This is a genomic window from Candidatus Enterococcus huntleyi (genome assembly GCF_009933175.1).
GTDB classification, from domain to species: Bacteria; Bacillota; Bacilli; order Lactobacillales; family Enterococcaceae; genus Enterococcus_K; species Enterococcus_K huntleyi.
Genome location: NZ_MAEJ01000001.1, coordinates 565,825 through 578,624 on the forward strand (window position 1 = coordinate 565,825; position 12,800 = coordinate 578,624).

A 12,800-nucleotide genomic window follows, 5' to 3' on the forward strand; every position below is an offset into this window, starting at 1 on the left:
ATGGGGAAAATGTCGGAAAAAATACAGTTTGGTGTAGATTATTATCCGGAACATTGGAATTCAGAACGGATAGAAACTGATATAAAGTTAATGAAAGAAATGGGAATTGATCTTGTGCGGCTAGGCGAGTTTTCCTGGAGTAAACTTGAGACATCAGATAATAACTTCGAGTTTGGATGGTTAAAACAAGTTGTGGCTAAATTTGAGAAAGTAGGTATAAAAGTAGTTCTAGGCACACCTACTGCTGCCCCGCCAGCATGGCTCATAAAAGAGCATCCAGAAATACAACCTGTTGATAGGGAAAGCAGAACAAGACATTTTGGCGGACGCCATCATTGTTGCCATTCAAATTTAACTTATAGAAAGTATTGTGAACGGTATGTTGAGATTTTTGCAGAGGAGTTTAGTAAGTCCACTAACGTAATTGGTTGGCAAATCGATAACGAGTTAGGTAATAGCCATAATGAATTGTGTTATTGTGATTCTTGTGAGAAGAATTTTCAGCGATGGCTAGAAAAAAAATATGTAACAATTAATGAGCTGAATCAAAGTTGGGGCACTACTTTCTGGTCTCAAACATATAATGATTTCGAACAGATACAAGCACCTAAGCTAACTGCTGCAGGAGAGAATCCCTCACAACTATTAGACTGGAAGAGATGTCATTCAGATTTGATAAAGGATTTTCACGATGAGCAGGTTGAAATCATTAGAAAATATTCTGAAGATACTTTTATCACACATAATATGATGGGCTTTAGTAACGTAGTTAATTATTACGAATTAGCAGAGAAGCTAGATTTTGTTTCTCATGATCAATATCCTTCAGGGCCATTCCATAAAGAGCAAAATAGACAGTCAGGGGATCATCAAGCTGCGGAGCTAGATGTAATTAGAGGGATAAAGCAACAAACTTTTTGGATTATGGAACAGCAATCTAATATTGCTGGCTGGGATGTACTAGGTAGGTTACCAAGCCCAGGTCAAATAAGTTTATGGACTGTCCAATCTGTTGCTCATGGAGCCGATACAATCGTTTACTTCAGATGGCGAACTAGCGCAATGGGAACAGAGCAATATTGGCACGGCATACTACCACATTCTGGTATTCCAGGAAGAGTTTACGAAGAAATAAAAACATTAACTAAAGAAATACGACCGATCATGCAGCAAGTTAATGGGATAAAACCAAAGTCTAAGGTAGCGATAGTGTATTCCTATGACCAAAGCTATGCATTTGATATACAACATCATCATCCAGATTTAAATTATGTAGACCATTTAAGAACTTATTATAAAGGTCTTTATGAAAATAATATTTCTGTAGATTTCATCTCTGATGCTGCTGATTTTTCGGAGTATGAGCTAATTGTTGCTCCATTGCAGTTCATACTTACGAATGAATTGGCAGAAAAATACAGGAACTATGTTCAAAAAGGTGGGAATTTGATTCTCACTATGAGAACAGGTGTAAAAACGGAGTCGAATATCTGTTATACCGACTCACCGTTACCAGGACTTTTATCAGATGTTTTAGGAATTCAAGTACCGGAATATGATTGCTTGTTAGATACGGAAGTTCGGATTAAAATAGGTGATAAAAACCACGTAGCAAACAAATGGGCAGACTTAATTACATTAACCTCTGCAGAAGCATTGGCAAGTTATGACAGTCAGTTTTACAAAGGAACTCCCGCTATAACACAAAATGATTTTGGAAAAGGCAAGGCGTATTATGTAGGTACAGAGATGTCCCCTTCATTGATGAGTGATTTTATAGATAGACTTCAAATCAAAAAAGAAGCACAGGCTGCCCCGATTGGTGTAGAGATTGCATCTAGAGAAAGCGAAAAACTAATCTATCATTTTGTCATGAATCATACAGATTGCATTCAGTCTTTTGATCCACCAAAACATTGGACACTATATAAAGACGATAAGGGAACAAAGACTATTCCTGAACATGGCTATCTCATATTTATTGAAAATAAATAATAGATTGTCTGGCAGGGAGAGTAATAAACGAAGTATAATAAAGAATATATGAATAGAATGGGCAGCTAGATTACTGTCTATCCATAGAAATAGGGACGGGACATTAGTTTTTTAACTTATGTTTCGGTCCTTATTTTTATCTCTTTTACAATGTACTCATATTATTTTTGTTGTGCTTGAAAATAACTGGAGGATAAATTTAGTAACTCTTGGCTATAAGAGGTTTCTTGTAATTAACGCTAATGGATTAAGAAAAGAGATAGAAATGTTTATAGAATAGAACTATATTGATGAGAAATTATAGCATAGTACAAATTCTAAGGAGAATGTCTATGAAAACAATTGAAGAAATAAAACAAGTCGTGAGTGAAGGGCCTTTTTCAGCGAACTGGCGAGATTTAAATGCTTTTCAAACACCGACTTGGTTCAAGCAAGCGAAGTTTGGAATCTTTATTCATTGGGGATTGTATAGTATTCCCGCGTTTAATAATGAATGGTATTCGCGAAATATGTATCGTCAAGGCACGGAAGAATATCAGCACCATATTGATACCTATGGCCCGCATGAAGAATTTGGCTACAAGGATTTTATTCCAATGTTTACCGCTGAAAAATTTGATGCGACGGAGTGGATGGCGCTATTCAAAGAGGCTGGCGCGAAATACTTTTTCCCAGTGGCGGAGCATCATGATGGCTTTCAGATGTACCAAAGTGAGATTTCTCACTATAATGCTTTTGAGATGGGACCAAAACGTGATTTATTGAAAGAGTTAAAAGAGGCTGGTGAAAAAGCGGATTTAACTTTTTGTACGTCGTCTCATCGGGCCGAGCATTGGTTCTTTATGGGCCATGGCAAAGAATTTCCGAGTGATATTAAGGAACCGATGGAGAAGGGTGATTTTTATTGGCCTGCTCAACCGGAACCGGATAATCAAGCACTACAAAGTACGCCGTATCCGACCGCTGAATACTTAGAGGATTGGCTATTGCGGACTGTAGAAATCATTGACCGTTATCAACCGAAAGTATTATACTTTGATTGGTGGATTCAACATGAAGCGTTCAAAGAATCGTTGCAATTATTGGCGGCTTATTATTATAACTGTGGTCATACCTGGGGTGAAGAAGTGGCGATTTGTTACAAGCACGATGCCATGATGTTTGGCTCAGGCGTGGTGGAGATTGAGCGTGGCAAGCTTTCTGATGCGCAGCCTTTCTATTGGCAATCAGATACAGCGATTGCTCGGAATTCATGGTGCTATACCGAAACGCTTGATTATAAATCGGTCAATGAAATTCTTTATGATTTGATTGAAGTCGTTTCAAAAAATGGTAATTTACTGTTAAATGTTGGACCAAAAGGCGATGGATCAATTGCTGAAAAAGATCAACTAATTTTAAAAGAAATTGGTACTTGGCTCAAAGTGAATGGCGAAGGAATCTACGAGTCAAAACCGTGGCGTAAAGCTGGGGAAGGTCCGACACAACTAGTTTCAGGACAGTTCCAAGAAAACAAACCGACGACCTACACGAAAGAAGACATTCGTTTTACCGTGGCAGGCGAAGCCATCTATGCTTTCTTATTGGCGCCAAAAGCGGGTGAGCAGGTGGTTATCAAATCGTTGGCAACATCGGCGGATCAAAATGTACCAGAATTTCATGGCTTAATTAAGGAAGTCAGTATATTAGGGGAAGCACCAGTCGATTGGCAAGTGACAGCGGAAGGCTTGGCGGTGACGCTGCCAGAAACGTTGGATGCATTGCCGAAAGTCTGCAAAATTACAATTATGTAAAGGATGGAATAATTCAATGAAACATGAACGAATCAAATTAGATGACAGTACAGCCTATGTTGACAGCTATCTCTTGGCTAATTCGCCTGAAATGATCGCAGATAGAAAGCGCCCGTTAGTGGTTATCTGTCCTGGTGGTGGTTACGAGATGACCTCTGATCGTGAAGCAGAACCAGTGGCTATTCGCTTTTTAGGGATGGGCTTTCATGCCTTAATTTTACGCTACAGTGTCGCACCAAGTCGTTTTCCAGAAAGCCTAGTCCAGTTAGCGAAGACGGTTCAGTTGGCACGGAATAATGCTGATGAATGGGGCGTTGATCCTGATAAAATTATTGTTGCTGGCTTCTCTGCAGGTGGACATTTAGCTGCTAGCCTTGGTGTATTTTGGCAAAAAGATTTTCTGAAGGAATATTTAGAAGGCGAGAATAGCCAATGGCAACCGAATGCTTTGCTACTTAGTTATCCAGTCATCAGCTCAGGTCCATTTGCGCATAATGGCTCGTTCCATTCGTTATTAGGCGATAAATATGAAGAGCTGAAAGATTTTGCTTCATTAGAAACGCAAGTCTCAGAAAATACGCCGCAAACCTTTTTGTGGCATACAGTGGAAGATGATGCTGTCCCGATGGAAAACAGTATCGCCTTTGCTCAAAGCTTACGTAAATACAAGGTGCCATTCGAATTGCATCTCTTCCCTAAGGGCGGACATGGTTTAAGTCTAGGAACTGACGCAACAAGTATCAGTAACGGCTATGGACTGCAAGAAGAGATTACTGTTTGGCCAGATTTGTTTGAAACTTGGGTTAAACATAATCTGTGAGATGATGGGAAATAAGTACGAAGCATCTGAATGTTTCCGACTATTAATTGAATAATTAAGAGAACATAAATAGTAATAAAAATAGACTTACCTGTGAACGGAAGAATTGATGAGTTAGTCAATCTTTCGAGAAGGGAAGTCTATTTTTTTTGTGAGTATATTTATGAATATCAGAGTAATGTTCTAGTTAATTGCTATCGGCGTACGTTTCCCATCTATTAATGCTATTCGAAAAGGAAACTTGTAAAGTGGATCATGCGACAAGATATCCTTGTATGAACGAGTCTGGCGCTAGGGACGGGTAGGGAATGAAAATGTACCATTTTCTTTTATTGTCCTACGCCTACCATTCCACTATTTTGAAACTTGGTGAATAGACTATGAGCTAAGTGTTGCTGTAAGAACGAGTTTGGCAGCTAGGGCCAGGTACGGAAGGAGAATGTTTCATTTTCCCTTTATCGGCCTACGCCTACCATCCAACTAAATGGTCGTGTAAAAGTTGAACGAGGAAACTTCGAAAGTGGATCATGCGGCAAGATGTAGCTGTATGCACGAGTCTGGCGCTAAGGACGTGTAAGGGATGAAAATGTATCATTTTCTTTTATTGTCCTACGCATACCATTCCACTACTGCGATACTTGGTTAGTGGAACTGGCAAAATAGCGCAATATTCGGGAATTTTTTAGAAGGAAATTGGGAAGAAAGCCTTCTCATTTTCAGATAGAATAGAGTTATCAAAGAGATATTAAATAAAGCAATAGTAGGAGGAAACTAATGACAGTAAGAGTTGGAATTATCGGATGTGGTGGGATTGCGAATGGCAAACATATGCCGGCGTTATCACAGGTTAAAGAAGTTGAAATGGTGGCATTTTGTGATTTAATCGTTGAACGTGCGGAGGAAGCGAAAGCGAAGTATGGCGATGAATCTGCAAAAGTTTATACGGATTATAAAGAAATGTTAACGGATTCAACGTTGGATGTCGTGCATGTGTGTACGCCTAATTCATCTCACTCGGAGTTGACAATTGCGGCTTTGGAATCAGATTGTCATGTGATGTGTGAAAAACCGATGGCTAAAACGTCTGAAGAGGCGAGAACGATGATTGAAGCTGCGAATAGAACGGGTAAAAAATTAACGATTGGTTATCAAAATCGTTTTAGAACAGATTCGCGTTACTTGCATGATGTGTGTGCGGATGGCGAGCTTGGGAATATTTATTTTGGGAAAGCGCATGCGGTTCGTCGTCGGGCAGTTCCAACTTGGGGTGTGTTCCTTGATGAAGAAGCGCAAGGTGGCGGTCCGTTGATTGATATCGGCACACATGCTTTGGATTTAACTTTATGGATGATGGATAATTACAAACCTAAATTTGTGGTGGGTAAAGCGTATCATGAGTTATCGCAAACAGAAAATGCTGCGAATGCTTGGGGGCCTTGGGATCCTAGCAAGTTTACGGTGGAAGATTCAGCGTTTGGTTATATTGTCATGGAAAATGGCGCGTCAATTTTCTTAGAGTCTAGCTGGGCTTTAAATAGTTTAGATGTGAAGGAAGCGAAGACTAGTCTGTATGGCTCTAAAGGGGGCGCAGATATGGATAATGGCTTAACAATTAATGGTGAAAATCGTGGCTTATTATATGAAAAACAAATTGAATTAGAAACAGGTGGCGTGGATTTCTATGATGGTGCGACACAAACACCAGAATTATTAGAAGCTCATTCATGGATTCAAGCGATTTTGAATGATACAGAGCCTGTCGTAAAACCGGAACAAGCGTTGGTTGTGACTGAAATTCTTGAAGCGTTGTATGAGTCGTCGAATACAGGGAAACCTGTCTACATTAAAGGAGAGTAAAATGAAACCACAAATTGCTATTCAATTATGGAGTGTGCAGGAAGCGTGTCGCGAAGATTTTCTAGGAACCTTACAAGCACTGAAAGAAGCGGGCTATGACGGGGTTGAATTTGCTGGCTACAATGGCTATTCGGCGGACGAAATTGCGGAGATGTTGAAGAAAACAGGTCTTGTTGCGGCTGGCTCTCATATTCCATTTGAACAAATGGATACGGATTTAGAAGCGGTGTTGGCTTTCGAGAAAACAATCGGCAATAAGCGGATTGTTGTTCCTTATGCAACGTTCCCGACAGCTGAAGCGTGGCAAGCATTTATCAAACGTTTAGCTGAGATTGCCAAAGCCGTTACAGCACAGGGCTTTGAGTTTTATTACCATAACCATGCCCACGAATTTAAAGAGGTACCGAACGAAGATTTATTGGAATTAATGACGAAAGAATCGTCGGATATTCGTTTAGAAGTCGACTTGTACTGGCTCAATGCAGCGGGCAAAAATGTACCAGAATGGGTGGCTGCTCATTCAGATTCAATCGGCTTATTCCATATGAAGGATATGAAAAAAGATCCGGAAGAAAGCACAGAGATTGGCTCAGGTGTATTGCCGATGGGAGAGTATGTGCAGTTGGCTAAAGAATTGGGCTTGCCGTGGTTGATTGTTGAACAGGAAGCTTTCCAAAAATATTCGCCGATGGAAGCAGCAAAAATTGATTGCGACGTATTGAGTCGCTTGGTAGAGGAGTGCTACAAATGATTCAAGTAACGGTGTGGAATGAGTTTCGTCATGAAAAAACGGATAAAGCGGTCCAAGATATGTATCCAAAAGGGATTCACGGACAGTTAGCGAGTTTCTTAGAGGAAGATTTTTCTGTTCGGACGGCGACTTTAGATGAGCCAGAACATGGGCTGACGGAAGAAGTTTTATCTGAGACGGATGTGCTCATTTGGTGGGGACATATGGCGCATGATGAAGTCAGCGATGAGATTGTTGCGCGCGTGCATCAACGTGTCTTGGAAGGAATGGGCCTGATTGTCCTACATTCTGGGCATTTTTCTAAGATTTTCAAAAAGCTAATGGGCACTTCCTGCGACTTAAAATGGCGTGAGGATGACCAGCATAGTCGGATTTGGAACGTCAATCCAAGTCACCCAATCGTTGAAGGTGTGGGCGAATATATTGAGTTAGAAAAAGAAGAAATGTATGGCGAGCACTTTGATATTCCAGCACCGGATGAAGTTGTTTTTATCAGCTGGTTCCCTGGTGGTGAAGTCTTCCGTAGTGGTGTGACTTATCGTCGCGGCAATGGCAAAATCTTCTATTTCCAACCAGGTCACGAAACGTATCCTTCCTATTATAATGAGAAAGTGCAACGCGTGATCAAAAATGGTGTTCGCTGGTGCGCGCCAACTGAAAATGTCTATCCGTATTACGGACATTTTGATGCGCTAGAAAAATAAGAAAAGCGAATCGAAATTAGGCAAAGTTAATAGAAGTGTTTAGTGATTATCAGAAGCTTATTAGAAGCAGAAGAGGAGAAAAATAAAAATGAAATTAGGCGTATTTACCCCTTTATTTAATAATTTAAGTTTTGAAGAAATGATTGATACTGTTTCAAAAGCGGGCTTACAAACCGTTGAGATTGGTACGGGGGGCTCACCTGGCGATGCCCATTTATCGATTGATAAATTATTGGCAAGTAGCGATGAACGGAAAGAGTATTTAGCAAAATTGGATGACAAAGGCTTGTCAATCTCGGCCTTAAGCTGTCACAACAATCCAATCTCGCCATTAAAAGATGTTGCGGCTGAAGCGGATGAATTATTGAGAAAAACCATCAAGCTTGCGAGTCTGATGAATGTTCCCGTGGTCAATGGCTTCTCAGGAATTTCTGGCGGGAATCCGACTGATACACAAGTCAACTGGCCGGTTTTACCTTGGCCAACGGAATACGATGATAACTACAATTATCAATGGGAGAAGAAATTAATTCCTTATTGGAAAGAAATCAATCATATTTCTGAAGATGCTGGTGTCAAGATTGGGATTGAATTACACGGTGGTTTCTTATGCCACACGCCTTATACGATGCTTAAATTGCGTGAAGCAACTGGCAAAGCGATTGGCTGTAATTTAGATCCAAGTCATTTATGGTGGCAAGGAATTGATCCAGTAGCGGCGATTAAAATCTTAGGTGAAGCAGACGCGATTCACCATTTCCATGCGAAAGATACCTATTTGGACCAAGACAATATCAATATGCACGGCTTAACCGATATGCAGCCGTATGGCAATGTCAAAACGCGGGCTTGGACCTTCCGTTCTGTTGGTTGTGGTCATGATTTGCAAGTTTGGTCAGATATGATTTCAGCGTTGCGCATTTACGGCTACGATTATGTCTTGAGTATTGAACACGAAGACCCAATCATGTCGATTGACGAAGGTTTAACGCGCGCGATTACTAATTTGAAGAGCATCATGATTAAAGATCAGCCAGCTGAGATGTGGTGGGTTTAGTTCGTAATTAATTCGTTTAAAAGTAAGTCAAGTGAGGTGTGAAGCCTGAGGATAGTAGATTTCGTCTCGCTACTCACTCAGGCTTGCCAAATTAAAGAGAATCGAGGACAACAAATGTCAGTAATTAATTTTGCCGTAGTTGGCTATGGTGGCATGGGTTCGTACCATGTCCATACGATTATGCCTAAAGAGTTGATTCATGTGAAAGGGACCTTTGATATTTCAGAGGAACGTCAAGCAGTTTCCGAGGAAAAGGGCCATTTTATCTATACAACCTATGAAGAAGTTTTGAACGATCCAGAGGTTGAAGCTGTCTTAATCGCGACGCCAAATGATAGCCATAAAGACTTAGCGGTCCAAGCATTGCGTGCAGGAAAACATGTCGTGTGTGAGAAACCTGTGACCATGAATACGCAAGAGCTGGATGAAATTTTGGCCGTTTCAAAAGAAACCGGCAAGACCTTCATGGCGCATCAAAATAGACGCTGGGATCCAGATTTTCTGATTGTTCGCGAGTTGTACAAAAACAAACAGATTGGTGATTTCTTCCAGATTGAATCACGCGTCCAAGGTGCCAACGGAATTCCTGGCGATTGGCGTCATCTGAAAGAACATGGTGGCGGGATGCTCCTTGATTGGGGCGTTCATTTGCTAGATCAATTATTATTTATGATTGATAGCCCAGTGAAAACCGTCGCGGCTGACTTCAGCTACGTTTTAGGCGATGAAGTCGATGATGGCGTGGCGACATTTTTAACTTTTGAAAACGGCGAAAAAGTCCTGATGGAAGTCGGAACAACCAACTTTATCAAACTACCTCGCTGGTATATCAAAGGCACAAAAGGTACTGCAGTAATTGAGGATTGGGACTTATCAGGCAAAATGGTCGTACCAACCTATGCGCCAGACGTGGTTGCACCAACACCAATTCAAGCCGGTGTCGGCCTAACAAAAACCATGGCACCACCTTCTGAAGAAGCAACCAAAGTGATGGACTTACCAAAAGGTGAAGCAGAATATCCTGAGTTTTATCAAAACTTCTATGATGTCGTTCGCAACCAAGCCGAACCAGTCGTTAAAAATGAAGAAGTTCGCCGTGTCCTAAAATTGATTGAAACAATTTTTGAAGCCGGTGAAAAACAACAAGTATTGCCATTTGAATAAAATGAATGTCGATTTCTCAGAGATTATAGTTGGGGGATCGACTTTTTGGTACTTATTATTTATCTGTATCCATGTGTCGTATCTGAGATAGAAAGGTTCAAAAAATTATTCAAATAGTTAAAATTATAGCAAATGTGACATCCGATTTGTAAAGATATATAACACATCTGAAGGTAGTTTTGAATTCAAAAATCTAGAATATTTGCTGAAAGAAGACTAAATACATCTTCCCGATTTTTTCTTATGATTTTTAAGAGAGGCTTAGCTTTTGTATTTTTTTGAAGAATAATAAATTAAAAGTCCAAAAATAATCCCCTGGAAATTAAGTACACTTAATTTTTAGGGGGAACTCTTCAATATAAATGGCAAAATTTTCACTGGATTCTCTGCTGAAAGGAAAATAAAAACAACTTCCCAAAATTTTCTTATTATTTTTAAGAGAAACGTGATTTTTGTATTTTTTGAGAAAAAATAAATTGAAAGTCCAAAATTACAGTCAAAAAATTTAAGTATAATTAATTTTTTGGGTAGCCTTACTATTAAGCGTCAAAATTCTTCAAAAGTTAAAGAGATCAAAATATTAAGTATACCAAATTTTTCGAGTTTTTCCGGTTTAGAAATTACTTTATACCTGAGTTAAGAAATGCTTGGCAAAGTAAGACTATGGAAAGAAAAAATAACAATGACTGATAATATTCTAGCTTTAATAATAGTATAAAAAAAGACTGCTTGTCAGAATATGAAAATTAGGGGCATTCAAAAAAGGTATCCATGATTTCTCATCTTCCATGATAAACCAAACTTTCAAAAATACGTCTAGAATCTTAAGTAGTCTTGTAGAATCATAAACAAAATATGCTATGATAGTTTTATATATAAAAACGTTAGTTATACTATAAGGAGGGATTAAAATGTGGTCAGCTTCTATTAAAATTGATTTAAAATCTACTGCAGTATATCTGTTGATTATCGTGCTTGGCGTAGTTTCCTATTTCATTAATGTTGGTAAAGGGGAAACTTTACAAAATATAATACATAATTTTACAATACCTACTTTATTCTTATTTATTGGATTGTCTATTGAAGATATTCCTAAATGGGTAAACTATCTATCATTATTAATAGGAATCGCATTCTTAGTATATTTTTCGCTATACTATTTTATTGGTTTTCATAATCATCATTGGGGGAATTAACTAATAGGGAGTGCGCATAGCTACTAGTATATGTTCTTTCCTATTATTTTGGTAATTGCTTGATTGCACAAAATTAAAACTAAGAGAAATATTCTTGGAGAATTTCAGACTTCTCTATGAAAGAACATAGACTGGAATTATCGGAAAAGATGCCTTAATAAACAACTCAAATGTCCTTTTTTATATTAATCATTCTCAACAATAAAGGTTCTATTTTAAATAGGCTTATCGTGAGATACTCGCGCCGAATTATTAAATTGCCTGAGAAATTGTTTTGAAATATAGTCACTAGTAAAAGAGTGTGCTAAAATGTGAGAGTAACTACTGAAAATAGCCAGAATCAATCACTTATTGGTGAAACAGGAGGAAAATCTTTTGAAGATTATTTTATTATACGGTGGACGTAGTGAAGAGCATGATGTCTCAATTTTATCTGCGTATTCTGTACTAAAAGCTGTCTATTACAACTATTATAAAGTTCAATTAGTGTTTATCAGTAAAGAGGGCCAATGGGTAGAAGGGCCACTATTAACAGAGGCGCCAAAGAGTGCAGACGCGCTTCGTTTAACTTGGGATACAAGTGGAGAACGGACAGAAGGCTTCACTGGTAAGCTGATTCACCCGGGTGCAATCCAAGAATCAGAAGAAGAAATCATCGTCTTTCCAGTCTTACATGGACCAAATGGTGAAGATGGGACTATCCAAGGCTTCTTAGAAACAATCAATGTACCATACGTGGGTGCTGGCGTCTTAACAAGTGCGTGCGCGATGGATAAAATTATGACTAAATATATTTTACAAGCAGCTGGCGTGCCACAGGTTCCTTATGTGCCGGTCCTTGAGAGTCAATGGAAAGAAAATCCACGGAAAGTTTTCGAACAGTGTGAAGGATCATTATTGTATCCGATGTTCATTAAGCCTGCTAACATGGGCTCGAGTGTTGGGATTACCCGTGCCGAGAATCGTGAAGAATTGCAAAATGGTTTGGCTGAAGCGTATCGTTTTGATTCAAGAGCGATTGTCGAACAAGGGATTGAAGCGCGCGAGATTGAAGTTGCAGTGTTGGGGAACGAAGATGTTCGCACAACAACTCCTGGTGAAATTGTTAAAGATGTTGCGTTTTATGATTATAATTCAAAATATATTGATAACAAGATTACTATGCAAATTCCGGCTGAGATTCCGGCAGACGTGCAAGAGAAGGCTCAAAAATATGCAAAAATTGCTTATAAAATGTTGGGTGGCAGTGGCTTAAGTCGATGTGACTTCTTCTTAACCAATAAAAATGAGTTATTCTTGAATGAATTAAATACGATGCCTGGCTTTACTCAATTTAGCATGTATCCAGTATTATGGGAAAATACCGGTCTTAAATATAGTGATTTAATCGAAGAATTGATCCAATTAGGATTGAATCGTTACAAACAACGTCAAAGTTTTTTTGCGAATAAATAAAGATTTGG

Annotated in this window: 10 protein-coding genes; all 10 read left to right on the forward strand. The window is 39.1% G+C overall.

Annotated features, from left to right (window positions below):
- Positions 1-9 precede the first annotated feature (9 nt).
- Positions 10-1,995 (forward strand): beta-galactosidase, encoded by a 1,986-nt coding sequence (locus tag BAU15_RS02375; protein ID WP_161841137.1) that lies wholly within the window; start codon positions 10-12, stop codon positions 1,993-1,995.
- Positions 1,996-2,327: 332 nt separating this feature from the next.
- Positions 2,328-3,788: an alpha-L-fucosidase gene (locus BAU15_RS02380; protein WP_161841138.1), complete on the forward strand. Its 1,461-nt coding sequence runs from the start codon at positions 2,328-2,330 to the stop codon at positions 3,786-3,788.
- 16 nt (positions 3,789-3,804) lie between these two features.
- Positions 3,805-4,608, forward strand: a complete 804-nt coding sequence (locus BAU15_RS02385) for an alpha/beta hydrolase (protein ID WP_161841139.1) — start codon at positions 3,805-3,807, stop codon at positions 4,606-4,608.
- A 774-nt stretch (positions 4,609-5,382) separates the two neighbouring features.
- Positions 5,383-6,465, forward strand: a complete 1,083-nt coding sequence (locus BAU15_RS02390; RefSeq protein WP_161841140.1) for a Gfo/Idh/MocA family protein — start codon at positions 5,383-5,385, stop codon at positions 6,463-6,465.
- A gap of 1 nt (position 6,466) precedes the next feature.
- Positions 6,467-7,216, forward strand: a complete 750-nt coding sequence (locus BAU15_RS02395) for a sugar phosphate isomerase/epimerase family protein (protein WP_161841141.1) — start codon at positions 6,467-6,469, stop codon at positions 7,214-7,216.
- Positions 7,213-7,920: a ThuA domain-containing protein gene (locus BAU15_RS02400; protein WP_161841142.1), complete on the forward strand. Its 708-nt coding sequence runs from the start codon at positions 7,213-7,215 to the stop codon at positions 7,918-7,920. The genes BAU15_RS02395 and BAU15_RS02400 overlap by 4 nt, the downstream gene beginning before the upstream one ends.
- 88 nt (positions 7,921-8,008) lie before the next feature.
- Positions 8,009-8,977, forward strand: coding sequence for a sugar phosphate isomerase/epimerase family protein (locus tag BAU15_RS02405; RefSeq protein ID WP_161841143.1), 969 nt, complete (start codon positions 8,009-8,011; stop codon positions 8,975-8,977).
- A 114-nt stretch (positions 8,978-9,091) separates the two neighbouring features.
- Positions 9,092-10,141 (forward strand): Gfo/Idh/MocA family protein, encoded by a 1,050-nt coding sequence (locus BAU15_RS02410; RefSeq protein WP_161841144.1) that lies wholly within the window; start codon positions 9,092-9,094, stop codon positions 10,139-10,141.
- 911 nt (positions 10,142-11,052) lie between these two features.
- Positions 11,053-11,337, forward strand: a complete 285-nt coding sequence (locus BAU15_RS02415) for a hypothetical protein (protein WP_161841145.1) — start codon at positions 11,053-11,055, stop codon at positions 11,335-11,337.
- A 375-nt stretch (positions 11,338-11,712) separates the two neighbouring features.
- Positions 11,713-12,792: a D-alanine--D-alanine ligase gene (locus tag BAU15_RS02420; RefSeq protein ID WP_161841146.1), complete on the forward strand. Its 1,080-nt coding sequence runs from the start codon at positions 11,713-11,715 to the stop codon at positions 12,790-12,792.
- Positions 12,793-12,800: the final 8 nt, after the last annotated feature.

Excerpts from the sequence above, each read along its gene's own strand:
- BAU15_RS02385 (WP_161841139.1), top strand. The coding sequence starts at position 3,805 with ATGAAACATGAACGAATCAAATTAGATGACAGTACAGCCTATGTTGAC.
- BAU15_RS02400 (WP_161841142.1), top strand. The coding sequence starts at position 7,213 with ATGATTCAAGTAACGGTGTGGAATGAGTTTCGTCATGAAAAAACGGAT.
- BAU15_RS02395 (WP_161841141.1), top strand. The coding sequence starts at position 6,467 with ATGAAACCACAAATTGCTATTCAATTATGGAGTGTGCAGGAAGCGTGT.
- BAU15_RS02415 (WP_161841145.1), top strand. The coding sequence starts at position 11,053 with ATGTGGTCAGCTTCTATTAAAATTGATTTAAAATCTACTGCAGTATAT.
- BAU15_RS02375 (WP_161841137.1), top strand. The coding sequence starts at position 10 with ATGTCGGAAAAAATACAGTTTGGTGTAGATTATTATCCGGAACATTGG.
- BAU15_RS02390 (WP_161841140.1), top strand. The coding sequence starts at position 5,383 with ATGACAGTAAGAGTTGGAATTATCGGATGTGGTGGGATTGCGAATGGC.
- BAU15_RS02405 (WP_161841143.1), top strand. The coding sequence starts at position 8,009 with ATGAAATTAGGCGTATTTACCCCTTTATTTAATAATTTAAGTTTTGAA.
- BAU15_RS02380 (WP_161841138.1), top strand. The coding sequence starts at position 2,328 with ATGAAAACAATTGAAGAAATAAAACAAGTCGTGAGTGAAGGGCCTTTT.
- BAU15_RS02410 (WP_161841144.1), top strand. The coding sequence starts at position 9,092 with ATGTCAGTAATTAATTTTGCCGTAGTTGGCTATGGTGGCATGGGTTCG.